Source organism: Lutibacter sp. HS1-25, assembly GCF_004121075.1.
GTDB lineage: Bacteria > Bacteroidota > Bacteroidia > Flavobacteriales > Flavobacteriaceae > Lutibacter.
The window spans coordinates 41,178-65,428 of sequence record NZ_RHLN01000008.1; the positions used below are offsets into that span (position 1 = coordinate 41,178).

Below are 24,251 nucleotides of genomic sequence, written 5' to 3' on the forward strand. Positions count from 1 at the left end.
CTAAAATATTTTAGGAAGGTTTTTTATTTTATATAAATAATACAATGCGCTTCCTAATCTTATGGTGAGACAACCACAGAGACACTAATAGAAACGATATTGTTTATTGATTTTTTCATATATTGATTACAAATATGTGAATTATTTTTTAATTATTTGACATTTACTTTCGATTTTTCCTGAATAATTTTTTCAACGGTAGCATCTTGAATTTTACTTTCTAACCAACTTAAAATATCTAAATACAAAAAAGCTCTTTTTTCATAAGGATGATCTTTGTAAACAATTAATTCGTTGTATAATTTCACAAATTCTTTGCGTAAATCTTGTGGATAAATATTACTTAGGTTTTTTAAGAATGCTATCATTTTGCGTTGCACCTCGTGTAAATCATTCATTTTAATCAAAAACTTATAAGTCGAAACGATCAACTTTTCAATATTGTAATCTATACCAGCATCATAATGCGCAACCAAATTTAACACCCTCGAAAAACACAATAAATCTTCTCGCATAGACAAATCTTTGTTATTTATTATTTTTTCCAAATAAAAAATACACTCTTCATTTTTACCAGCACCAAAATACATACAGGCAATTTTATAATAAAAAACCATAATATGATGTGCGTCAATTTTGGTTTTATATTCTTCAATTTGAAGTAATAATTGAGATACAAATTTCAATCCCTCAGTAAATTTACCATCAATAAAATGAAGATTTAACTTATTTTGACTGTAATAAATAAAAGCGAGGGTTTTTGTGTTTTCATTTAAAGAAATTTGTTCTAAATCAATATCTAATTTTAAAGTTTTTAACACTTTACTAAACTTTGATTTGTGCCAAGTTAAAAACAAAGACTCTAACAAATAGTTAACACCTTTTAAATAAAATACAGGATTTTGCTTTTTCATTTCAGGATTATCTTCAAACAAATCGACCCATTTTTGAGCATATTTATAACTCGAAACAAAATCCTGTAAAATTAAACTATGCCACAAATAAGCTTTGTATAAAAATAGTTTTTCTTTAAAACCTAGTTCAGACAAATTGTATTTTGGCAATCGTTTTTCAAAATATTTATTTACAGCTTCAGAATCTGTATTGTCTTTAACATAACCTTCTTTTAACAACAAACTATACAATTGCAACGATAAATTTGAAAGTTTACTAATACGCACATTTCTTAAACTCAACTCTTTAGCCTGCTCTGTTAATTCATCGGCGCGATTGCTTAAACTTCTTGTAATGTATTGAGATTCAATTACTTTTTCAAACTCTACAATTTCATAAGCTAAATTATTTTCATCGTTTTGAATTGCTAATTCCTTCGCTTTTTCAAGTATTTTCAAACTTTGCTTGTACAACCCTTTGTTATACAAAATAGAAGCAAAATCAAATTGCTCTCTAATTTGTGCGCGTACATTTTGATGCACAGGATTAAAACGCAAACTCACCAAAATTTGCTTGTATAAATGCGCTTTGGTATTTGATATTTGTTGTTTTTTTATATTGGTTTTTGACAAAATCAATTCGTCGTTATAACTTGAAACTTTATCTAACAAATTAAATAACGACATGAAATTTGCATCCACATTTCCACCCAATCTGCCCACATATAGTTTAAATTGTCTCTTTTCAGATTTTGAAAGAGACTTTACCAAAGTGAAAAGAGCATCTTTTTGTTCAATAGCCATTGTAATAAAAATATTTTTATATTGTTGTTTATCAAGTAGTTAAATCAAGTGTCGACAATTTGAATATAGTAATCTAATCATTTCTGCCGAAATTCAACTAAGCTATACATCTATTTTTGACGTATCAAATGTGATAAAAAAAAATCAAAAATGAGTAAAAATAGAGTTCAAATTTTTGATACAACCTTAAGAGATGGCGAACAAGTTCCTGGTTGTAAGTTGAATACTGAACAAAAATTAGTAATTGCTGAGCGTCTTGATTTGTTAGGTGTTGATGTTATTGAAGCTGGATTCCCAATTTCAAGCCCAGGTGATTTTAGTTCGGTTGAAGCAATTTCAAAATTAGTAAAAAACGCAACAGTTTGTGGTTTAACACGCGCAAACCAAAAAGATATAGAAGTAGCAGCCGATGCATTAAAATATGCAAAACGCCCAAGAATTCATACAGGAATTGGTACTTCTGAATCACATATTCTTCATAAATTTAAATCTACTCAAGAAAAAATTATTGTTCGTGCTTACGATGCAGTTGCTTATGCGAAGAAATTTGTTGAAGATGTAGAATTTTATGCTGAAGATGCTGGTAGAACAGACAATGAATATTTAGCCCGTGTTTTAGAGCAAGTTATAAAAGCTGGAGCTACAGTTTTAAATATTCCTGACACTACAGGCTACTGTTTACCAGACGAATACGGTGCTAAAATAAAGTATTTAAAAGAAAACGTAAAAGGTATTGATAATGTTATTTTATCATGCCACTGTCATAACGATTTAGGTTTGGCAACTGCCAATGCCATTGCAGGTGTTCAAAACGGAGCGCGCCAGATAGAATGTACTATTAACGGAATTGGTGAACGTGCAGGAAATACTGCTTTGGAAGAAGTTGTAATGATTTTAAAACAACATCCGTATTTAAATTTAGACACAGGTATAAACACCAAATTATTATACGATACTAGTTTGTTGGTACAACGAAGTATGGGTATGATGGTACAACCTAACAAAGCTGTTGTAGGTGAAAATGCATTTGCACATAGTTCTGGAATTCATCAAGATGGAGTTATTAAAAATCGTGAAACATACGAAATTATTGACCCTGCTGATGTTGGTGTAACAGAATCTTCAATTGTTTTAACTGCAAGAAGTGGTAGAGCTGCTTTGGCATATAGAGCTAAAAATATTGGATATAATTTAACAAAAATTCAATTAGACGATATTTACCCTCAATTTTTACAGTTTGCCGATCATCACAAAGAAATTAATGATGAAGATTTACATCATTTAATGGAATTAAATCAAATAACTAAAACTACTATTGCTATTTAATTATATTTGTGAAATAGAACAAATATCATGAATTTAAAAATAGCTTTACTTCCGGGCGATGGTATTGGCCCAGAAGTAATACAACAAGCAGTTAAAGTTTTAGATGCAATTGCTGAAAAGTATACTCATAAATTTGAGTATACTAAAGCAGCAATAGGCGCAGTTGCAATAGAAAAAACAGGCAATCCATTACCTAATGAAACATTGCAAATTTGCACAAATAGTGATGCTATTTTATTAGGTACTATTGCCGATTTAAAATACAACAAAAATTCAAAAGCAACAATTCTTGCAGAACAAGGTTTATTGGATCTTAGAAAAAGCTTAGGCCTTTTTGCCAATATTCGTCCGCTAACTACTTATAATTCCTTAATTCACAATTCTAATTTAAAAGAAAAAGTTATTAAGGGTACCGACTTTATTATTTATAGAGAGTTAACAGGCGGCATTTATTTTAGCGATAAAACCTTGAGCGAAGACGGCAAAACAGCTTCTGATATTTGCAAATACAACATTAATGAAATTGATAGAATAGCTCATTTAGCTTTTAATGCTGCCCGAATTAGAAGAAAAAAATTGACTTTGGTAGACAAAGCCAGTGTTTTGGAAACTTCTCGTTTATGGAGAAAGCGTATTTCAGAAATTTCAAAAAGCTATCCAAATGTAAAATTGAATTTTATGTTTGCCGATGATGCTGCCAAACAGCTGATTTTAAACCCAAAACAATTTGATATTATTTTAACCGAAAATCTATTTGGCGATATTTTATCAGACGAAGCAAGTGTAATTTCAGGATCTATTGGCTTGTTAGCATCGGCTTCAATTGGAGAAAAATCGGCTTTATTTGAGCCTATTCAAAATTATTCACCACTAGATAAAGGAAAAAATATTGCCAATCCATTGGCATCCATTTTGGCTGCGGCTATGTTGCTCGATCATTTTAAATTGTATGAAGAAGCTGAAGATATTAGAACCGCCGTTGAAAAATCATTAGAATTGAGTATTTCAACACCCGATTTAAACGAAACAAATCATTTTTCAACAACAAGCGTTGGAAATTTTTTATGTGATTTTATTTTAGATGATGAAAACACGTTTTACAATAAAAATAATATTGATTTAGGGCAATCAACTATTATATAAGTTAAATTGACAATGTACAATTCGCAATTCTCAATTTGTACGGTCACTTAGCGCATCCGAAGTCAAAATTAGGCTTTGACAACGCTCAGCCACCAATAAATTATTAACATGCTATTTTTGAAATTTTAAACTAAAAATTGGTTTGAGTAAAATCAAAACTATGGAAATAAATACAAGTCTTATTGATGCTATAAACTACCGCCGTTCCGTTAGAATTTACGACGAAACAAAAGAAATTGATGCTGAAATTGTAAAAAAATGCATTGATCAGGCAACTTTGTCACCCAGCAGTAGCAATATGCAATTGTGGGAATTTCATCATATTGTTTCTTCAAAAATTTTAAACCAATTAAGCATTGCTTGCTTAGATCAAAGTGCCGCCAAAACAGCCAAGCAATTGGTTGTAATTGTAGTAAGAAAAGATTTATGGAAACAACGTACCAAAGCAAATGCAGCCTACTTAAAAAATTCTTTTGGCAATAAACCCGAAAGCGAATATTCGTCTAGAGAGCAATTTGCTTTAAATTATTATCAAAAATTACTGCCTTTTATCTATGCCGATTTTTTAGGAATATTTGGCGCTATTAAATATATTATTGGATGGGTTATAGGACTTTTTAAACCAAGTTATCGTCAACTTAGCAATGCAGATATGCGCATTGTAGCACATAAATCTGCAGGTTTAGCCGCCCAAACTTTTATGTTAAGTATGGCTGCAAAAAATTACGATACTTGCCCAATGGAAGGAATAGATACGCTTCGAATTAAAAAAATATTAAATTTACCAACTTCAAGCGAAATAAATATGGTGATTTCCTGCGGAATTAGAAAACCCGAAGGCGTTTATGGAGATCGCTTCAGAATTCCATTCGAATCGGTTTACAAACAATGGTAATAAATTCAACAAAAAGAACAAACGTTAATTAATCAACAAGATTATGACAGCAAAACATAGTATTATAGATCAAATTATTTCAAATAAAAAAAATCAAAACCTCGATTTTAGTTTAAAAACCAAAACCGAAAATTTTACAAATAACTTATTTCACATGTTATTCGACTCTAAAGTTTCTGTTGAAACTGCAGTTGACCAACTTGAACGTGATTTTTCGGAAATATTTGAATTGGCTTGTTTCGACAAATCAAGACCTTGTAACAATGTTTGGAATTCTTTTCTTGAAAAATTGCCAGTGCTGTTAAAAAAACTGAATTTAGATGCAAATGCCTGCTTAAACTTTGATCCTGCATCCAACAGTATTGAAGAAGTGTATATTGCTTATCCAGGTTTTTTTGCCATTGCAATTCACCGTTTTAGTCACGAATTATACAACTTAAAACTACCCTTAATTCCACGTTTAATGAGTGAATATGCACACCGATTAACTGGTGTTGACATACATCCTGGAGCAACTATTGGCGATTCATTTTTTATTGACCACGCCACAGGAATTGTTATTGGAGAAACTTGTATTATTAAAGAAAATGTAAAAATTTATCAGGGTGTAACTTTGGGAGCCTTACAGGTTTCTAAAGAATTAAAAGACAAAAAGCGTCATCCAACAGTTGAAAATAATGTAATTATTTATGCAAATGCAACAATTTTAGGTGGCGAAACTGTTATTGGTGCCAATAGCATTATTGGTGGTAACGTTTGGTTAACAGAATCTGTACCCGTAAATACTTTTGTTTATCACAAACCTGAAACCAAATTAAAACCAAAAAAATAAGCAATGGAAAGTAAAAATTTATTCGATTTTATTGGAAATACTCCTTTGGTAAAATCTCAAAATATTTTAAAAAAAGAAGGTGTTTCCTTATACTTAAAATTAGAAGGAAACAACCCAGGAGGAAGTGTAAAAGACCGTGCAGCATACAACATGATTTCATCGGCTATAGAACGAAAAGCAATTAAAAAAGGAGATTATTTAATTGAAGCTACAAGTGGAAATACGGGTATTGCATTGGCATTAATTGCTCAAATATTTGGCATAAACTTAGAGTTGGTAATGCCCGAAAACTCGACCAAAGAACGTGTTCAAACTATGCAGGTATATGGTGCAAAGGTTACTTTAACACCTGCTTCAGTTGGCATTGAAGGATCGCGCGAATATGCCGAAAAAATGATGAAGGAAAAAGGCTATATTATGCTAGACCAGTTTGCAAATCCAGATAACTGGAAAGCACATTACAAAACAACAGGTCCTGAAATTTGGAGAGATACCAATGGTGAAATCACACATTTTGTTTCGGCAATGGGTACAACAGGAACCATTATGGGAACTTCAACATATTTAAAAGAAAAAAATAACAACGTTCAAATTATAGGCGCTCAACCTACCGATAATTCTAAAATTCCTGGCATTAGAAAATGGTCTCCAGCATTTTTACCTAAAATATTTGATGCAAAAAAAGTCGATCAAGTTATTGAAGTTAGCGAACAAGAAGCACGTGAAATGACAAAACGATTGGCAAAAGAAGAAGGTATTTTTGCTGGAATGAGCAGCGGTGGTGCTGTAACCGCAGCATTAAAACTATCAGAAACTATAAAAAGCGGTGTAATAGTTGCCATTATTTGTGACCGTGGAGACCGTTATTTATCATCTGATTTGTTCGATTAAAACGTTGTAGTATATATCGCTATTTATGATTGGATTCCAATCACTTTTATTGTATTTTTGTTAGTCCTAATTCATATATATCTTATTTTATGAGAAAAATACAAATGGTTGACTTACAAGGTCAATATCAGAAAATAAAAGACAAAGTAGATACCCAATTACAAGAAGTTTTAAACTCATCAGCTTATATTAATGGTCCTGAAGTTCATGCTTTTCAAAAAGATTTAGAAAATTATTTAGACGTAAAACACGTTATTCCGTGTGCAAACGGTACCGATGCCTTGCAAATTGCAATGATGGGATTGGGTTTAAAACCTGGCGACGAAGTTATTACAGTAGATTTTACCTTTGCAGCTACTGTTGAAGTAATAGCCTTATTACAATTAACACCTGTTTTGGTTGATGTTGAAAAAGACACTTTTAATATTGATATCGAAGCATTAAAAAAAGCAATTACACCTAAAACAAAAGCAATTGTTCCTGTGCATTTATTTGGGCAATGTGCCAATATGGAAGCTGTTTTAGACATTGCTTGTGAACACAATTTATTTGTAATTGAAGATACTGCACAAGCTATTGGAGCTAATTACACCTTTAAAAATGGAGTAACTAAAAAAGCAGGTACTATGGGAATGGTTGGAACAACATCATTTTTCCCTTCAAAAAACTTAGGATGTTATGGTGATGGTGGTGCAATTTTTACCAATAATGACGAGCTTGCTCATACCATAAGAGGTATTGTAAACCACGGTATGTACAAACGTTACTACCACGATGTTGTAGGTGTAAATTCTCGTTTAGATAGTTTACAGGCTGCAATTTTAGGTATTAAATTACCTTTGTTAGACGGATATTGTGAGGCTCGTAAAAAAGCTGCCGATTACTATTCAAAAGCTTTTGCTTCAAACAAAAACATTGTAACACCTGTTATTCGTGATTTTTCTACACACGTTTTTCATCAATATACCTTACAAATTACCAATGGTCAAAGAAATGAATTACATCAACATTTGTTAGACAACCAAATTCCGAATGCAATTTATTATCCAGTGCCTTTACACAGCCAAAAAGCTTATGCTGATGAAAGATATAATGAGGCTGATTTTAAAGTTACAAATGAATTAATTGATACGGTTATTTCATTACCAATGCACACCGAATTAGATGAAGAACAATTGAAATTTATAACAACAACCATTCTAAATTTTATAAAATAAGCTTATGAAAAAAGTATTAGTAACCGGAGGATTGGGATTTATAGGATCTCACACAGTAGTTGAATTACAAAACGAAGGTTTTGAAGTTGTAATTATTGATAATTTATCAAATTCTAAAATCGAAGTTTTAGACAAAATCACATCAATCACAGGAGTTAAACCTTCATATTTCAACATTGATTTAAGAGATAAAGCTGCAGTAAAAGATTTTTTTGCAAATAATAAAGTTGATGGAACCATCCATTTTGCGGCATATAAAGCTGTTGGCGAAAGTGTTCAAAAACCTTTAGATTATTACGAAAACAATATTGGTAGTTTGGTTTACATTTTACAAGAATTGAAAGCTAATAGTTTAAACAACTTTATTTTTAGTTCCTCTTGTACCGTTTACGGTCAAGCCGATGAATTGCCAATTACTGAAAATGCACCTATTAAACCTGCAGAATCACCTTACGGAAACACAAAACAAATTGGCGAAGAAATTATCAAAGACGCTACAAAAATATCAGATTTAAAAGCCATTGCATTGCGTTACTTCAACCCTATTGGAGCACATGAATCTGCTAAAATTGGAGAGTTACCAATTGGTGTACCACAAAATTTAATTCCATATGTAGTTCAAACTGCAGCAGGAATTCGTGAAGAATTATCAGTTTTTGGAAGTGACTACAACACGCCTGACGGAACAGCAGTACGCGATTATATTCACGTAGTAGATATTGCAAAAGCACACATTGTTGCCTTAAAAAGATTGATTGAAAATAAAAATAAATCAAATTTTGAAATATTTAACTTAGGAACTGGTCAAGGAAATTCAGTCTTAGAAGTTATTAAATCTTTTGAAAAAGTAACAGGTCAAAAAGTAAACTACAAATTGGTAGACCGCAGAGAAGGTGATGTTACAGCTGCTTATGCTGACACCAATTATGCAAACAATGAATTGGGTTGGAAAACCAAATTATCACTTGATGAAGCTTTACTTTCTGCTTGGAAATGGCAAAAAACCTTATAAGCTATTAGCTTTAGCTATTGACAAAAAAAGCGCTGAAAATCACCATATTTTCAGCGCTTTTTTATTTAAAAATAAAAAAATGTTAAAAAATATTTTCGTGCTACTTATTTTTCTAACTTTGCCCTATTAAAATTTACGAGGAAAAATTTGAACTGATTGCAACCTCATTAAAAAATGCTAAAGCAGTAAATATTACTTCTTTAAGCGACCGTTGCAATTTCCTTCATTTTTACTCTTAAGTATAACTTAAAAATTTAAACCTATGCCATATTTATTTACATCTGAGTCCGTTTCTGAAGGACACCCAGACAAAGTTGCTGATCAAATTTCAGATGCTTTGGTTGATAATTTTTTAGCTTTTGATAAAAATTCAAAAGTAGCTTGTGAAACACTAGTAACAACCGGACAAGTTGTTTTAGCTGGAGAAGTAAAATCTAAAACCTATTTAGATGTTCAAAAAATAGCGAGAGACGTTATAAACAAAATTGGATATACTAAAAGTGAATATATGTTTGACGGAAATTCATGTGGTGTATTTTCTGCTATTCACGAACAATCTCAAGACATTAACCAAGGTGTTGACCGTGCTTCTAAAGAAGAGCAAGGTGCTGGTGACCAAGGTATGATGTTTGGTTATGCAACCAACGAAACTGAAAATTACATGCCTTTAGCATTAGATTTAAGTCATCGTATTTTACAAGAATTGGCTGCGCTAAGAAGAGAAAACAATGAAATTACATATTTAAGACCAGACTCTAAAAGTCAGGTAACTATTGAATATACAGACGACAATGTGCCTTTTAGAATTAAAGATATTGTAGTTTCTACACAACATGATGATTTTGATGCTAACGACGAAGTTATGTTGGCTAAAATTAAAAGTGATGTTATTAATATTTTAATTCCTAGAGTAGTTGCAGATTTACCTGCAGAAACCAAGGCTTTATTTAACAATAGCATTGTTTACCACGTTAATCCAACAGGTAAATTTGTTATTGGTGGCCCTCACGGAGACACTGGCTTAACAGGAAGAAAAATTATTGTAGATACATATGGCGGTAAAGGTGCTCACGGTGGTGGTGCTTTTTCAGGAAAAGACCCTAGTAAAGTAGACCGAAGTGCTGCATATGCAACGCGTCATATTGCAAAAAATTTAGTAGCTGCTGGTGTTGCTAACGAAGTTTTAATTCAGGTTTCATATGCTATTGGTGAAGCAAAACCAATGGGTATTTATGTAAATACTTACGGAAGTTCAAATGTAAACAAAGCTGATGGTGAAATTGCTGAAATTATTGAACAAATTTTTGATATGCGTCCTGCTTTTATCGAAGAACGTTTAAAATTACGCCAACCAATGTATTCTGAAACTGCTGCTTACGGACATATGGGACGTAAAAATGATGTTACAACTAAAACATTTAGCAATGTTGATGGCACTGAAATCTCTGTAGATGTTGAATTATTTACTTGGGAAAAATTAGATTACGTTGACAAAATAAAAGACGCTTTTGGTTTGTAAACCAAAACATTTAAATACCTTAAAAACCTTCATAGCAAACTGTTATGAAGGTTTTTTTTTACTAACAACTAAAAAACTTTCAAAAAAATTACTTAGATTGGGAAATAAATTTGAAATATTATCACAATTAAAATCATTTGTTGTGAAAAAAAACTATGAATTTATTGAAAATAAACAACTTTTAATTCAAAAAACTTTTGAAAAAATTCATTTCAATCTAAACTGAATTGTACATTAATTAAACGCTATAAAATTAGAATATCACACTACTATTGAAATTATAAAAATCCCTTATAAACGATAACAAATGCATAAATATTCAATTTTACTACTATTTACCCTAATTCATTTTAATTTTTCATATGGGCAAGTTTACAACTCAAGCTATGCAGAAATTGTAAATAAATGCGCTTACGATTCAATTTATAAAAATTTACAGCAATTTGAAAGCTATGGGGTAAAAGAAATAGGCACATCCTCATTAAATAATACAAAAAATTGGATTATCAACAAATACAATCATTATGGATATACCAATATTGTTGAACAACCTTTTAGTTATTTTGGATATAATACTGAAAATATCATTATTACAAAAACTGGTTCTGTATATCCAAATAAATATATCATTATTGATGCCCATTATGATACAAGAAAAGGCACTGGCACTAACGATAATGGTAGTGGTACCGTTATTCTTTTTGAAATAGCCAGACTCTTAAAAGATATAAATACAGAATACTCTATAAAATTTATACATTTTAGTGGAGAAGAAGATGGCTACATTGGAAGTCAATATTTTATAAATAATACTGTAATTCCTCAAAACTTAGACATTGTTTTAGTGTTTAATATTGACGAAGTGGGTGGTGTTTACGGAATGACCAACAATACTATTGTATGTGAAAGAGATGAAATAAACCCAACAGCTAACAATGCAGCATCTGCAATTGTCACAAATGAATTGGCTAATTGCGTAGGCTTGTATTCCAACCTAACAGCTGAAATTTCCTTTGCATATCTATCAGATTACATCCCTTTTGAAGCCAACGGAGAAATAATCACAGGTTTTTTTGAAAAAAACAAATCTACACATCCACACACCATTAGCGATGTATTTACCAATTTAGATGTTAATTATGTTTATGAGGTTTCAAAAGCTGCTATTGGAGCTTCGCTTCACTTTTCCAAAGCGCTTAAAAATGTATTAAACATTGATAAAAATTATTCTTTTAATAATATTATTGCCTATCCAAACCCAACCAATAATGAAGTTTCGATTTTATTAGGGGAAACAAAAACTGATGTAAAAATTTACTTAAGAAACACAATAGGTCAAACAATTTTAACTAAAAGTTATGAAGCTGTAGATCATATCAAAATTAATATTGAAAACCAACAACCAGGTCTCTATTTTTTAATATTAGAAACTAAGTTAGGAAAATCAAAAAATATTAAGATTATTAAGAAATAACAATTTATTTAAGAAAACCAAATATGGCTATAAATTAAGAACTTAAATTATTAACTTATAACCATACAACAAAATTGATTTTCAAAAAAAATTACAAATTATACTTTACAGAAAACAACCACAATCTTGGCTGAATAAAATACAATGCAGATGTGTTACTATCATTAACTTCATTATAACTATCGGTATTTATTGAAGCATTATTGGTGATGTTATTTGCTGTAATTTTAAATTCCCATTTGCTTTTTTGCTTTTGATAATACAAATTGGCATTTAAAAAAGAATATTCATTTTTATAAGTTTTGTCTTTATCTTGGTAATTGTAATAACTGTAATCGGCTGTTAAAATAAAGTTTTTCAAAAACACAATTTCCATATTTGCAAAAGGACGATTGGTTGTACTACCATTTGATAAATATTTTCTGAATGACAATTGATATCCTACTTCAAAATTTGGAGCATTTTTAAATTTGGTAGCCACGCTTGCCTGATAATTATGAGAAAATTCTTTAGATTTAATTTCTTCATTATTTACAATATTATTAAAAATTGAATTGTTAAAACTCGCACTAAAATTGGTTTTTAACTTGCTATACGTTTTACCGTATCTAAAATTACCTGAGAAAGTTTCATCGGCAAATTCTGAATTTACTGGAGAAGAAACCCTGTCTACACCAACCAACAAAGTTCTGTTTTTAATAACATTTACTTTTTTAGTGTAATTTAAAGCAGCGTTGATATTGGTAAAATTAAACATACTAAAGCTAAAATAACTTAAAGAATAACGATGATTTAAAGAATTTTCTAAATCGCGATTACCTTTATACATAGCTCTATAATTACTATAAATAAATCCTTCCGCAGCATCATTTATATCTGTAAACTGTGATGAAATTGAATAATTAAACCTTAAACTTTCTGATGTTTTAAACTGCAAACGAGCATAAACATCTGGTAGTATTTTAGTTAAATTTTCAGTATCAACGGTTGCTAATTGTTCATCTTTTATTTGATAATTATGAATGGTTACCCCTGGATTAAATGTAAAAATTCCTTCAACAATTTTATAATACACACCTACAAATAGATCGGTAAAGTTAAATTTAACATCGTTATTCAATGTTTGTTCTGCAAAATTTATCTCGGTTCCATTGTCTAAAAACTGTGATATTGAAGTCTCATAATTTTGAGAACTTAAAGTACTTCCAAAGCTTAAATTGATATTGCTTTTTTGGTTTAACAAATAGTAATAATCTATTTTTCCGTCGAATTTACTAGTGTTAAATTTTTTGTACTGAGTCATATCGTACAATTCTTGATCAATTGATGGAATAAAAGAAAAAGGTTGCGTACTGGTAATTGCGTTTAAAAGCGGTTTGTCTTTTTCAAAAATATATTGCAATTCTACCGCCAATATATTATTTTTATTCACATTGTAATATGCATTAAAATTTTGATTGATAGAAACTGGCTCTTCTTTTTTGTATGTATCTGCACTTCGTTGAGTTGAATTTACTTCAACCAATTCATTTTGGTTAGAAAGTTTTCCAAAAATATCGTAATCTAAATGTAAATCGTCGTTTGGTTTGTAAGTAACCCCAAACTTAAGCAACCCCAATTTACTTTCTTGGGTTGAAGTTGTTTCGCTAACATCAATTAACCCTGTTTTATTATAAACAATTTGAGATTCAGTAAGCATCTCAGTCTGTGAGTTGTTTACAATTCCAAATCCGGTAATAGTCAATTCTTTTTTAGGTGTCAAACCAAAATTTAACGCCCCAAAATTTGAAACAATTTCTAAAGCCCTATTATTTTGAGTGGTTAAAAATCCCAAGCCACTTGAGGTAACATTAAAATTAGTTCCGTTATTACTCATTCCTCCACGCAAGCCACCCGTAAATCTAAAATAATCCTGACGTGTAAAAGGCGTTTCACCAATATTATTAAAATCGGCTAAAATATTTACACTTCGTGTTGGGCTATAGTAAAACAATTTTGGCTTCGCAATATATTTTGCATTGCCTTCACTTACACCACCACCAGCATTAACTTCTCCAAACCAAAATTTATCTTTGCCTTTTTTCAACTTAATGTTTAGTGCAATATTGTCTTCATTATTGGTTACACCACGCATACCAGCCACTTCATTATAATTTTTAAGCACCTGAACTTTATCTATGGCATTGGCAGGAATATTTTGAGTAGCTAATTTTGAATCACCATCAAAAAACTCCTTTCCTTCAACCAAAACTTTATTTACTTTTTTACCTTCAACTTCAACCTCACCATTATCGTCTATATCAATTCCAGGTAATTTTGCAAGCACATCTTCTAGCTTTTTTTCAGTTCCATTTGTAAAAGAATCGGTATTGTATGAAATGGTATCCCCTGAAATTTTAATAGGAATTTCGTATGAAATTTCAACCTCGTTTAAAGTTTCACTGGCCTCGTTTAAAACAATATCTTGTTTAAGATCTGCGGAAGCAATTGCAACAGTAATATCAATAATTTTAGGTTCATAACCCAAATAATTTACTTTAATTGTATATGCCAAACTTTCTTCCAAATGCAATTTGTAATGCCCTTTAGTATCTGTTATTGAGTACGATTCTAAAAAATTGGTACCTTTTTTAAAAGCAATTACATTTGCCATTTCCAACGGTTTTCCGGCTGCATCTTTTACAATTCCCTCAACAGTAACCTTTTGACCGTAAACCCAAAACGGAATTGCAAATAATAAGAATATTAAAGTATATTTTTTCATTGTTTTATTTTGTTGAATTTTTTATATCACAAATCCATTATAAGCCATTAGGCCAATCTATTTATATCCATAAAACTGAAATAATAAACAGATTGAAGGTAATTTGTAATTCACAATTTGCAATTCGTAATTCACAATTTGCAATTCGTAATTCATAATTCGTAATTCGTAATTAATTAAGGTCTCATTCTACCAGCACCACCACCATCAGATTTTTGACGTTCGTTTTGCATACGTTCTCGCATTTCTTTGGTTTTTTCAACCACCATTTCATCATAAGCTTTTTGGCTCACTACTTTTCCTTTTGAAGGCTCCGTAATTTCAACTTTATCTTTTGGATTTATCACAATTTTAGTACACAAAATTTGCATATTATCATCTGAAATTTCAAGAATCAAACCAGGCAAACCCCAATATTCACCAGGGCCATTACTTACCGGAATATCTAGAGTATACCAAGCGGTTACAGTAATTAATTCCTTCATATTTTTTTGTGCTTCCTCCTTTTTATCAGCTTCTTTTCTGTCTGAGTCACTTTGCGAACCTCTTCCAAATTGAAATTCTCTTTTTACAGGACGTTCAACAATTGTTGTAGCTTTAAAACACAAATAGTTACCAATCATTTTGGTTTCTTGTTCCATTTTCCAATTGTAAGTAGTTAAGCTATCTTTTACCAAAAAAAACTTACCACTAAATTCATTTTCTTGTGCTGTAACTTTTGTTTGAATATTTTTATAATATTTTCCTGAAGCACCACCACCAAACATCATCATACGCATACCTCCTCCTCCACCTCCGTTTGGAGATTGATCTATTTTTTCTTCTTGTTTGTATATTGAAGCTGTTTTATCAAATGTAAATTCGTATGTTTTTTCAAGATTATTTTTCATTCTTTCTTTGATCATTTGAATTCTGTCTGCCGGAATTCCTGTTTTAGAAAAATCAATATCCATTGTAGTTTTAGAAAAATAAGTTGCTTTACCTTGAAAGTCTTGCGCCTTCAACAAAAAAGAAAATAACAATAAAACAATGGTGCTAATTTTAAATAGAAATTTTTTCATTGATTGAGTTTTTAAAATTTTAAATGTTATAACAAATATAATAGCTATCTCCACTTATTTCAGTTAATATGTGTTAACGTATGTTAAGCGATTCGGATTATAAATTTTATGTACTTAACTTTGATTTATGGATAAACAAAATTACAAATGGGTAGTGTATTTTATTGGGCTTACCATAGTTATTACTATTGCAGCTCAGGTTTATTGGAATATTAAAGAATATGAAACTAATAAACAACAACTTATCTCAAAAGTACAGCGCAGTTTAGACAATGCCGTTGAAACATATTTTGCCAATTTAACTAAGTCGGGAATTATTACTTACCCATCTTTAAATCCTAAAAATTCAAACGATAAAACCGATACTATTGTTGTTCGTACAAATTCCAGAGAAAATTTTAGAAAAAAAATGGATAGTACTTTACAAAATTTGACCAATAAAGACAGTTCTAAATCTATTATTATAAACAATGAAGGGCGTGGCTCATTTGCATTTTTTAATTCAGAAAGAAATGTGTCAAAAAATATCGACAGCCTAATTTCAAAAGTAATTATTTCAATTTCAAGAGACACTTTAGATTTAAATAAATTGGATTCTTATTTAATTGATGAATTTGAAAGAAACAATATTGAGGTTACTTATGGTTTAAAATATGATTATAGTTACAAAGTAAACCACGATAGTATTGTTAAAAAAAACAAAGATTTGAATTTAGATAAAATTCCAAAAAAACATTTAACTGCCATTTCAAATTCAACCTTTTTACCACATCGAAGTCATTTAGAATTGTATTTTACCAATGAAACTGCTACGCTTCTAAAAAACACATTAATAAGTATTTTGCTTTCATTTTTACTTTCAATAAGCATTATTGCCAGTTTGGTTTATTTGTTAAAAACCATTTACAAACAAAAACAATTGGCCGAAGTAAAAAACGATTTGATAAACAATATTACCCACGAATTTAAAACACCCATTGCAACTATTTCAACAGTTTTAGAAGCTATGAAAAACTTTAATGTTTTAGACGATAAAGAAAAATCTACCAAATACATAGATATTGCCAATTTACAAGTCGAAAAACTGCATCAAATGGTTGAAAAAATTCTGGAAACCGCGACTTTAAACAACAACAATTTAGAACTTCATAAAAAACCTGAAAATGTACCTGAACTTATCCAAAGAGTTGTTGAAAAATACAAATTAATTGCCAACGAAAAAGCAATTATATTTAACAACCTTAGTCAAAATATAATTGTAAATTTAGATGTTTTTCATTTTGAAAACGCCCTTGGAAATATTATAGACAACGCTATTAAATATGGCGGCGATATTATAAATATTGAATTAATTTCAACAAAAAATAAGGTTGAAATTTTAATAAAAGACAACGGAAATGGCATTTCAAAATCACAAAAGGAAAAAGTTTTTGAGCAATTTTATCGTATCCCAACAGGCAATACGCACAATGTAAAAGGCTTTGGAATTGGCCTATTTTACTCTAAAAGCATTGTTGAAAAACACCAAGGAAACATTGAAATAATTTACGATAAAAACAACAATACCATTTTTAAAATTGAATTGTTAAATGAGCAATAAAATAAAAATACTATTGGCTGAAGACGAACCTTCTTTAGGTCAAATTATTAAAGAAAGTTTAGAAACTCGCAATTTTGAAGTATTGCTTTGCCCCAACGGAAAAATCGCTTACGAAACCTACAAATTAGAGCAACCCTTGTTGTTAGTTTTAGATGTTATGATGCCACAAAAAGATGGTTTTACACTGGCAAAAGAAATTAGATTGGAAGACCCTACCATTCCCATTATTTTTTTAACTGCAAAATCTCAAACCGAAGATGTAGTTTACGGTTTTAATATAGGTGGTAACGACTATTTAAAAAAACCATTTAGCATGGAAGAATTAATTGTTAGAATTAATGCCCTGTTAAAAAGAACAACTGATGCTTTTGCCGAAGAAATTAGCTTAGGAAAGTATACTTTTAACTTAAAAAAACAAACACTTCATTTCAATAATGTTTCAGAAAAATTAACCCATCGCGAAGCCAATTTATTGTATTATTTAATAAAAAATAAAAATCAGGTATTAGACCGCTCTTTTATTTTGAATAAATTATGGGGTGATGATGATTTTTTTAACGCCCGAAGTATGGATGTATTTATTACAAAACTTCGCAAAAAATTAAAAGACGATACTTCCATTCAAATTATAAATGTTCGTGGTTTTGGTTATAAATTGGTTTTTTAATACGTTAATATTGTATTGTTAATTCATAAAAAAATTAATTACTTTAGCAATTCTAACTTCTACATAAATAAAAATTATGCACGTAGCAATTGCCGGTAATATTGGAGCAGGTAAAACCACCCTAACCAAACTCTTAGCCAAACATTATAGATGGGAACCACATTATGAGTCTGTTGAAGGCAATCCATATTTAGACGATTTTTATAGCGAAATGGAACGTTGGTCGTTTAATTTACAAGTGTATTTTTTAAACAGCAGATTTCGTCAAATATTAGAAATTAGAGAAAGTGGTAAAAATATTATTCAGGACAGAACTATTTATGAAGATGCCCGAATTTTTGCACCAAACTTACATGCAATGGGATTGATGCCCAATAGAGATTATAGCAATTACGAATCGCTATTTGAATTGATGGAACGTTTGGTTTCTCCACCAGATTTATTAATTTATTTAAGAGCTTCAATACCTACTTTGGTAGGTCAAATTCATAAAAGAGGTCGTGAATACGAAAACTCTATAAGTATCGATTATTTAAGTCGATTAAACGAACGCTACGAAGCATGGATTTCAAAATACGAAAAAGGAAATTTATTGATTATTGATGTAGACAACTTAAATTTTGTTGACAATCAAGAAGATTTGGGTTTTATTATTGATAAAATTGACGCCCAAATAAACGGCCTTTTTTAAAAACTGTAAATGAAATATTTCAAATCTTTTATCGTATTCTTCCTAATTTCAACTTATGCAATGGCACAAAATACTGTTGAATTGAATGAAGGAGCCGTAGTCCCCAATTTTTCGGCACAAAATACTGATGGCGTGATTTGGAAATCAGCTGAAGTTACTACCGATTTTTTAGTTGTATATTTTTATCCTGCTGCTATGACAGGTGGTTGCACCAAACAAGCCTGCGCGTATAGAGACAACAAAGCTACTTTTGATAAAATGGGTGTTACTGTTGTTGGTGTAAGCGGAGATGAAGTAAAAAACTTACAATATTTTAGAGACGCGTATCAATTAAATTTTCCTTTATTATCTGATGCAAACGGCGATATTTCAAAAATATTTGGAATTCCAACAACCAAAGGCGGTGAAATTTCACGAGAAATTGGTGGCGAAAATTTATTGCTAATTAGAGCAATCACCACACCAAGATGGACATTTGTTTTAGATAAAACCCGTACCATTATCTACAAAAACGCTGCAGTTAATGCTGCTGAAGACAGTAAAAAAGTAAAAGAAGCAATTGAAAATTATCAATTGACAAATAAAAATTAACAGCTAGTATTCAGTTTTAAGTTAACAGTTTTCATCCATCAGTTAGCACATTACAAAACTGATACTTCGAACTAAATTAACAATCCAAAAAATGATTATAGACGTACATACACATATCAATAATTACCACGAAGAAAAAGTTGCTTCACTTGAAGATTGCCTAAACAATCTTGAAGATAATATGGCAAAAAACAATGTTGACTACTCATTGGTATTGACATCTTATAAAGTTAACGAGCATCGCCCAAGTACTAAACGAGTTGTAGAAGCAATTAGTAATCGAAAAAATTTAGGTGTAATTGCAGGTATTAGTTGGCTAAATTACAACTATAATGATGTTATAGAAATTGCAGAATACTTAAAAAAAGGACTTATAAAAGGCTTAAAATTTTACCCTGGCTACGAACCTTTTTACCCAAACGACAGCCGACTTAGGTTGTGGTATGAAATGGCTTTGGAATATGATGTACCTGTTATGTTTCACTCTGGAGACACCTACGCTCCTACTGGAAAAGTAAAATATTCACATCCATTACATATTGATGATTTGGCTGTTGATTACCCTAATTTAAAAATAGTAATTTGCCATGTTGGTAATCCCTGGATTAGAGATTGTATGGAAATGGTGTATAAAAATACCAATGTTTATGCAGACATTTCTGGATTGGTACTTGGAAATTTTTCAGAGAAATTTGAAAAATATATGAAAAAAGAAATCGAAGAAATGATTACTTATTCAGGTGATCCAAATTATTTATTGTACGGAACAGATTGGCCAATATCCAATATGAATTCTTACTTGAAATTTATAGATCAAATAGAATTATCAGACGAAAAAAAGGAATTGATTTTATGGAAAAATGCAGCTCAACTATTTAAAATTGATGTTGAAAATCTAAAATAAAAAAAAGGTCGAATGATAAAATTATCATTCGACCTTTTTTTTAAACTAAGCGTGACATTAAAAATAGTAGTATTAAATTAAACTCTTTTTTAACCAAATCATTAATCCAAAAGCTACTATTCCCAAACTACCCATAAAAAACCAGTTAACTGCAAAACCAAACTGATCAATCATTTCCATCCCTACTTTTGCACTAAAAATATGTGCAAATGAAAATGCCATAGAATACAACGCCAAATAACGTCCTTCTTTACCCGTAGGCGCCCTGTCCATTGCAAAATTATTTGTAAAAGGAAATCCTAACATTTCACCAAAGGTTATAAACAACATACCTGAAATCAATATCAAAATTGACAAACTTGTATTTAATATAAAAAAGCTTACTGCAAAAAGCAACAAACTCCAAGCGATGATTTTTAATTTATTCAACGATTTTTGCTCAATATAATGTATCAAAGGCATTTCAAATAAAAATATAACAAAACCATTTAGAGACATTAACAAACCAATTTGAACTTCAGATAAATCATGAATTTCACGATAATACAATGGCATTGTGGTAAATAATTGTAAAAACATAAAACCCATTAAAAAAACAACTACTAAAAAAATCCAGAATGGCTTGTCTTTGTAAACTGAAGTAACTTTTGCTGTAGCTATTTCTTCAATAGGGTTAGCAATTGGTTGAATTTGTTTTTCTTTCAAAACCAATTTCATAATTAATATTGCCAAAATACAAGTTATACCATCAACCCAAAACAACCCAGAATACCCTATAAAAGCAATTATCAACCCACCTAAAAATGGCCCAAATGAAAAACCAAGATTAATAGCCAAACGAATTAATGTAAGCGACCTTGTTCTATTTTCAGGCTTGCTATATGCTTTTAACGAAACAAACATTGCAGGTCTAAACATATCAGCCACGGTCATTGTTAAAAAAATTCCGATTAAAAAACCTTCAAAAGAATGTATAAATTGTAACGAGATAAATAAAATACCCGTTGTAAATAAACTTCTAACCATTACTTTGTAAAAACCAATGGTATCTGATAATTTTCCGCCAATCCAAGAGCCCAATAAAGATCCCAAACCAAAACTTGTCATAACCCAACCAACCTGACTTAATGTTAAGTGTAAATCTTTGGTTAAATACAACGACATAAAAGGCAACACCATAGTGCCAGCCCTGTTTACAAAAGTGATCAGTGCCAACCACCAAACCTGAGGAGACAGCCCTTTGAATGAATTGTGATATGTATTTATTGTACTTCTTACCATTGTATAAAATTAAAAAACCCAGCTTTAAACTGGGTTTGTAATGAATTGATATTATTTATTTCTGAATAATTAAAACACATATACACCCTTGCAATTACCTGTAAGGCAATCAACTACTGTCTGATATTTTGAATAATTATTCATTTAACTGTGCTATATTTTTACCAAAACTACAAAAATTATTCAATTAAAACACTGTTGAAATATTTTGTACTTTAGATTTTTAAAAATTAAAATATGAAAACCCTTTTAATAAACACACTAATTTTAGTTTCATTTATTGGTTGCACAAATTCTTCAAAAAAAAATTATGAAGATGAAATTAAATTATTTCAATATAAATTGAATACAGAATTTGCAGATGCAACAACTTCACCTTTAACAGCAGAAGATATAAAAACATTTAAGGCACTAGATTTTTTTGATATTGATGAAGACTACAAAGTTACCGCCGAATTAATTTTAACGCCAGAAGCACCTATTTTTGAAATGCAAACTACTACAGAACGCAAACCTTTATATAAAAAATATGGTATTGCAAAATTTACCGTTAATGGTATAAATTGCGAATTAAGTTTGTATCAAAATCAGGATTTTATAAATTCGTCAACCTACGGAAATTTACTTTTTATGCCTTTCAACGATTTAACCAACGGTAAAACAAGTTATGGCGGCGGAAGATTTATTGATGTTGAAATTCCCACAAAAGGAAACAATACTATTGAAATAGATTTTAACAAAGCGTACAACCCTTATTGTGCTTACAATCATTCTTATTCGTGTCCAATACCACCGGCTGAAAACAATTTAAATGTTAGTATAAATGCTGGCGAAAAAGCATACCATAAACTTCCATAAAAAAAGCCCACACTAAATAAATAGTGTGAGCTTTAACTTTCCTTTTCAATAATATTTTAATGTTGATTTAAACGGAAATCTGGATAAGCATCCATACCATGCTCATGTATATCCAAACCTTCTTGTTCTTCATCTGAAGTAACTCTGATTCCAACAGTACTTTTCAAAGTTTTTATAATAATGTAAGCAAATAGCAAACAAAATACACCTACCGAAACCACACCAATTAATTGGTATCCAAACTGTTTCCAACCTGCCAATTCTCCAAAAATTCCAACAGCTAAAGTACCCCAAACACCACACACCAAATGCACAGCAATTGCACCTACAGGATCATCTAATTGTATTTTATCTACCAAAGCAACAGCTAAAACAATTAAACCACCAGCAATAAATCCAATTACAATTGAATCTGTAACACTCATTAAATCAGCACCCGCAGTAATACCTACCAAACCACCAAGAATACCATTTAAAAACATTGACAAATCGTATTGCTTGTATTTTAATAAAGATACTAAAAATGCAGATAAACCACCCGCAGCAGCAGCCAAACAAGTTGTTACTAACACCAGCGAAGTTTTTCCTGGATCTGCAGAAAGTACAGAACCACCATTAAATCCGAACCAACCTAACCATAAAATTAACACACCTGCAGTTGCAAATGGCATACTATGACCTGGTATTGCATTTGGCGAACCATCTTTTTTAAATTTTCCAATTCGAGCACCCAATAACCAAACGGCTACCAATGCAGCCCATCCACCAACAGAATGTACTAAAGTTGAACCAGCAAAATCGTAAAATCCAGCTTCACTAATTACAGTTCCAAATTCATCAACTTGATTTCCTAAAGATGAAAGCCATCCGCCTCCCCATTGCCAAGAACCAACAATTGGATAAACCAGACCTACATAAATAATTGTAAAAATCATAAATGAACCCAATTTAATTCTTTCAGCAACAGCTCCTGAAACAATAGTTGCAGCAGTAGCAGCAAACATAGCTTGGAATAAGAAGTCGGTCCAATAGGTATAATTTCCATCTGCATAAGCAATTGTTAACCCGTTTTCAGGCATGTTTAATCCAAACAAACCGAAAAAATAATCTGGCACTACACCTGCAATAAAAGAACCTGGGTACATTAAATTAAAACCTACAAGAGTGTATAAAACAAGTCCAATTGAAATGATAAATACGTTTTTAAATAAAATGTTAATTGTATTTTTTTGGCGTGTTAAACCAATTTCAAGCAGTGAAAATCCAAGGTGCATTAAAAATACCAAAGCGGTACAAATCATCATCCATACATTGTTCACTGTAAATAAAGTGTTTTCCATAATATAATTATACTCGTTAATTTTATTGAAGCGATTCTACTCCTTTTTCTTTTGTTCTAATCCTATAAGCTTCGTTAATGTCTGAAACAAATATTTTTCCATCACCCACTTCACCAGTGTAAGCCGTTTTTAAAAGCACATCAACAGTTCTCTCCAAAAATGGATCTGAAACAACAATTGACAAATATCTTCTTTGAATATCAGAAGTACTATATATCACACCTCTATAAACGTGACCTTCTTTTTCATTACCAACTCCTGTCACATCCCAATAACTAAAAAAGTTAACTTCAATTTCGTGCAAAGCTTCTTTAACTTGAACAAATTTTGATTTTCGAATAATAGCTTCTATTTTTTTCATTATTACGTATAGTTTAAAATTATTTCGATCAAAAATATAATATTTTTTTGTTACCCCCTAATTTACAGGGGGTCTAATACTTATTTTTATATTAATTTTATTATTACCCCATTTTTATAGAATATTA

Annotated in this window: 21 protein-coding genes; 15 read left to right on the forward strand and 6 right to left on the reverse strand. The window is 30.6% G+C overall.

Annotation, left to right across the window (positions count from 1 at the left end):
* Nucleotides 1–152: 152 nt before the first annotated feature.
* Nucleotides 153–1,697 carry a hypothetical protein gene (locus tag EC396_RS04745; protein WP_129365555.1) on the reverse strand — a complete coding sequence of 515 codons (1,545 nt, stop codon included), beginning with the start codon at nucleotides 1,695–1,697 and terminating at the stop codon, nucleotides 153–155.
* A 150-nt stretch (nucleotides 1,698–1,847) separates the two neighbouring features.
* Here EC396_RS04745 and EC396_RS04750 point away from each other — a divergent pair, with 150 nt between their 5' ends.
* The 9 genes from EC396_RS04750 (at nucleotide 1,848) to EC396_RS04790 (ending at nucleotide 12,006) form a co-directional block, all read left to right on the forward strand.
* Nucleotides 1,848–3,023 carry a 2-isopropylmalate synthase gene (locus EC396_RS04750; protein WP_129365556.1) on the forward strand — a complete coding sequence of 392 codons (1,176 nt, stop codon included), beginning with the start codon at nucleotides 1,848–1,850 and terminating at the stop codon, nucleotides 3,021–3,023.
* A 27-nt stretch (nucleotides 3,024–3,050) separates the two neighbouring features.
* Nucleotides 3,051–4,166, forward strand: a complete 1,116-nt coding sequence (leuB, locus tag EC396_RS04755) for a 3-isopropylmalate dehydrogenase (RefSeq protein ID WP_129365557.1) — start codon at nucleotides 3,051–3,053, stop codon at nucleotides 4,164–4,166.
* Between the two features lie 160 nt (nucleotides 4,167–4,326).
* Entirely contained in the window at nucleotides 4,327–5,061 is a 735-nt protein-coding gene (locus EC396_RS04760) for a nitroreductase family protein (RefSeq protein ID WP_129365558.1), read from the forward strand.
* Nucleotides 5,062–5,104: 43 nt separating this feature from the next.
* A complete protein-coding gene (locus tag EC396_RS04765) occupies nucleotides 5,105–5,893 on the forward strand; it encodes a serine O-acetyltransferase (RefSeq protein WP_129365559.1) in 789 nt (262 codons plus the stop codon).
* Nucleotides 5,894–5,896: 3 nt separating this feature from the next.
* Nucleotides 5,897–6,784 (forward strand): cysteine synthase CysM, encoded by an 888-nt coding sequence (gene cysM / locus EC396_RS04770; protein WP_129365560.1) that lies wholly within the window; start codon nucleotides 5,897–5,899, stop codon nucleotides 6,782–6,784.
* 89 nt (nucleotides 6,785–6,873) lie between these two features.
* The gene (locus tag EC396_RS04775) at nucleotides 6,874–8,001 is read left to right on the forward strand and encodes a DegT/DnrJ/EryC1/StrS aminotransferase family protein (protein ID WP_129365561.1); all 1,128 of its coding nucleotides are present in this window, start codon (nucleotides 6,874–6,876) and stop codon (nucleotides 7,999–8,001) included.
* Nucleotides 8,002–8,005: 4 nt separating this feature from the next.
* Nucleotides 8,006–9,013 carry a UDP-glucose 4-epimerase GalE gene (gene galE, locus EC396_RS04780; protein ID WP_129365562.1) on the forward strand — a complete coding sequence of 336 codons (1,008 nt, stop codon included), beginning with the start codon at nucleotides 8,006–8,008 and terminating at the stop codon, nucleotides 9,011–9,013.
* 262 nt (nucleotides 9,014–9,275) lie between these two features.
* Nucleotides 9,276–10,532: a methionine adenosyltransferase gene (gene metK, locus EC396_RS04785; RefSeq protein ID WP_129365563.1), complete on the forward strand. Its 1,257-nt coding sequence runs from the start codon at nucleotides 9,276–9,278 to the stop codon at nucleotides 10,530–10,532.
* Nucleotides 10,533–10,839: 307 nt separating this feature from the next.
* Entirely contained in the window at nucleotides 10,840–12,006 is a 1,167-nt protein-coding gene (locus EC396_RS04790) for a M28 family peptidase (RefSeq protein ID WP_129365564.1), read from the forward strand.
* Nucleotides 12,007–12,097: 91 nt separating this feature from the next.
* Here EC396_RS04790 and EC396_RS04795 read toward each other — a convergent pair whose 3' ends face one another.
* Both EC396_RS04795 and EC396_RS04800 read right to left on the reverse strand, forming a co-directional pair.
* Complete coding sequence (locus tag EC396_RS04795) at nucleotides 12,098–14,770, reverse strand: TonB-dependent receptor (RefSeq protein ID WP_129365565.1); 2,673 nt, start codon at nucleotides 14,768–14,770, stop codon at nucleotides 12,098–12,100.
* 176 nt (nucleotides 14,771–14,946) lie between these two features.
* Complete coding sequence (locus EC396_RS04800; RefSeq protein ID WP_129365566.1) at nucleotides 14,947–15,831, reverse strand: GLPGLI family protein; 885 nt, start codon at nucleotides 15,829–15,831, stop codon at nucleotides 14,947–14,949.
* A gap of 127 nt (nucleotides 15,832–15,958) precedes the next feature.
* On the opposite strand from EC396_RS04800, the gene EC396_RS04805 reads away from it, so the two are divergent.
* From EC396_RS04805 to EC396_RS04825, 5 genes are all read left to right on the forward strand, one after another.
* Nucleotides 15,959–17,431: a sensor histidine kinase KdpD gene (locus EC396_RS04805; RefSeq protein ID WP_129365567.1), complete on the forward strand. Its 1,473-nt coding sequence runs from the start codon at nucleotides 15,959–15,961 to the stop codon at nucleotides 17,429–17,431.
* A complete protein-coding gene (locus EC396_RS04810) occupies nucleotides 17,421–18,098 on the forward strand; it encodes a response regulator transcription factor (RefSeq protein WP_129365568.1) in 678 nt (225 codons plus the stop codon). Before EC396_RS04805 ends, EC396_RS04810 begins: the two co-directional genes overlap by 11 nt.
* Nucleotides 18,099–18,174: 76 nt before the next feature.
* Nucleotides 18,175–18,789 carry a deoxynucleoside kinase gene (locus EC396_RS04815; protein ID WP_129365569.1) on the forward strand — a complete coding sequence of 205 codons (615 nt, stop codon included), beginning with the start codon at nucleotides 18,175–18,177 and terminating at the stop codon, nucleotides 18,787–18,789.
* Nucleotides 18,790–18,798: 9 nt separating this feature from the next.
* Nucleotides 18,799–19,380 (forward strand): peroxiredoxin, encoded by a 582-nt coding sequence (locus tag EC396_RS04820; protein WP_129365570.1) that lies wholly within the window; start codon nucleotides 18,799–18,801, stop codon nucleotides 19,378–19,380.
* 91 nt (nucleotides 19,381–19,471) lie between these two features.
* Nucleotides 19,472–20,284, forward strand: coding sequence for an amidohydrolase family protein (locus EC396_RS04825; protein WP_129365571.1), 813 nt, complete (start codon nucleotides 19,472–19,474; stop codon nucleotides 20,282–20,284).
* A 72-nt stretch (nucleotides 20,285–20,356) separates the two neighbouring features.
* Here the strand turns inward: EC396_RS04825 and EC396_RS04830 are convergent, their stop codons facing one another.
* The gene (locus EC396_RS04830) at nucleotides 20,357–21,565 is read right to left on the reverse strand and encodes an MFS transporter (RefSeq protein ID WP_129365572.1); all 1,209 of its coding nucleotides are present in this window, start codon (nucleotides 21,563–21,565) and stop codon (nucleotides 20,357–20,359) included.
* A 237-nt stretch (nucleotides 21,566–21,802) separates the two neighbouring features.
* On the opposite strand from EC396_RS04830, the gene EC396_RS04835 reads away from it, so the two are divergent.
* Nucleotides 21,803–22,423, forward strand: a complete 621-nt coding sequence (locus tag EC396_RS04835) for a DUF1684 domain-containing protein (protein WP_129365573.1) — start codon at nucleotides 21,803–21,805, stop codon at nucleotides 22,421–22,423.
* A gap of 56 nt (nucleotides 22,424–22,479) precedes the next feature.
* Here EC396_RS04835 and EC396_RS04840 read toward each other — a convergent pair whose 3' ends face one another.
* Nucleotides 22,480–23,763 (reverse strand): ammonium transporter, encoded by a 1,284-nt coding sequence (locus tag EC396_RS04840; protein WP_129365574.1) that lies wholly within the window; start codon nucleotides 23,761–23,763, stop codon nucleotides 22,480–22,482.
* Between the two features lie 22 nt (nucleotides 23,764–23,785).
* The gene (locus EC396_RS04845; RefSeq protein WP_129365575.1) at nucleotides 23,786–24,124 is read right to left on the reverse strand and encodes a P-II family nitrogen regulator; all 339 of its coding nucleotides are present in this window, start codon (nucleotides 24,122–24,124) and stop codon (nucleotides 23,786–23,788) included.
* Nucleotides 24,125–24,251 lie beyond the last annotated feature (127 nt).